Origin of the sequence: Sulfitobacter sp. HI0129 (assembly GCF_001635395.1) — a bacterium.
Classification (GTDB): Bacteria; Pseudomonadota; Alphaproteobacteria; order Rhodobacterales; family Rhodobacteraceae; genus Sulfitobacter.
The window spans coordinates 1-455 of sequence record NZ_LWGH01000134.1 but is presented as its reverse complement, the minus strand read 5'-3'; the positions used below and the strand labels follow the sequence as shown (position 1 = coordinate 455).

Genomic DNA, 455 nt, shown 5'->3' with positions numbered 1-455 from the left:
CGGATCTGACCCGCGAGCAGGGGTTCTATGACGAGAACCCGTGACCAACAACTCGAACATCGCCATCACCGAAGGCGCGATCTCCGAAGCTGGTCTGACCGATTTCTCGGGCGCCATCTACTGGGATGCCAACGGCAACGGCGTGATCGTCCCGTCTGATGCGGGTTCCGAAGGTGACCTATAACATATGACATAGCACTACAACAAAAGCGAGANCCGCAAACTCATTGCGCAATGCTAAGGAGAGTTGTGTCCGGCCTGCCCGAATCCACGCAGTCTTGAAGCACTGCGAGCAATGACCTAAACGTCAAATCTTATAACACGAAGTGACTGGGATGAGCCAATGGGCAATGACTTGATGCAGGGTAAACGCGGGCTCATCATGGGGTTGGCCAACGACAAATCCATCGCCTGGGGGATCGCCCGGACGCTGGCGGACGCGGGCGCGGAACTGG

At 56.8% G+C, this 455-nt stretch carries 1 protein-coding gene and 1 pseudogene; both read left to right on the top strand.

Going from position 1 to position 455, the window contains the following annotated elements; all coding sequences use genetic code 11:
• Positions 1-40 precede the first annotated feature (40 nt).
• Positions 41-184, top strand: a complete 144-nt coding sequence (locus tag A3764_RS25030; protein ID WP_161487476.1) for a hypothetical protein — start codon at positions 41-43, stop codon at positions 182-184.
• Positions 185-343: 159 nt separating this feature from the next.
• A pseudogene (locus tag A3764_RS24440) lies at positions 344-455 on the top strand (NADH-specific enoyl-ACP reductase); the annotation flags it as partial.